Below are 752 nucleotides of genomic sequence, written 5' to 3' on the forward strand. Positions count from 1 at the left end.
AGAGTTACTGCTGTGGGAAGTATCGTTCGAGCCGAATAGAGATCGAGACATCACCCACTATGTATTTAAAGTCGTTAGAAACGGTCAGCAATATTGGCTAGACGCACGTGGCGTGCAAAAACGTATTCCGCCCAAAGAATTTCATTTCAAATTGAATGTAAACCATCAACCGCCAAAGTGGGTTCAAGAACAAGTTTTCTATCAGATTTTTCCTGATCGTTTTGCCGCGAGTCAAAGTGAGTCTGCGATTCGTGAAGCGTACTGCGAGTACGATCCTGATGCTGTGATTAAAACGTGGGGAGAACCAGTAGGGAATCACCAAAACTCTGGGGCACGTGAGTTCTTCGGTGGTGATCTAAAAGGCGTTGAGCAAAAGCTTGGATACCTTGAACAATTGGGTGTGACCGCACTGTACTTCAATCCGATTTTTTCCTCGCCAAGTAACCATAAGTACGACACCACGGATTATTTCACGATTGATCCTATGTTCGGCACTAACGAGCATTTTGCGTCATTGTGCGAAAAAATCCGCAGCAAAAACATGAAGATCGTATTGGATGCGGTCTTTAACCATACTTCTGTGCATCACCCTTGGTTTGATATTCAGCAGAAAGGGAAAGGCGCGTACGGGAATCCTAAATCCGATTTTCGCGACTATTACTTCTTTGATGGGGAGAGTAATCACTATATTGGCTGGAAAGGTATCGACAATCTGCCGGTATTGAATTTTGAGAATCACGAAGTCAGAGAAT

1 protein-coding gene is annotated in these 752 nt (G+C 44.0%); it reads left to right on the forward strand.

Annotated elements, in window-relative coordinates; genetic code table 11:
• On the forward strand, positions 1 to 752 hold a 752-nt coding region (locus R7E78_RS26250; RefSeq protein WP_318058624.1), incomplete at both ends, for an alpha-amylase family glycosyl hydrolase.

The sequence above is a fragment of the Vibrio sp. YT-19(2023) genome, assembly GCF_033337395.1.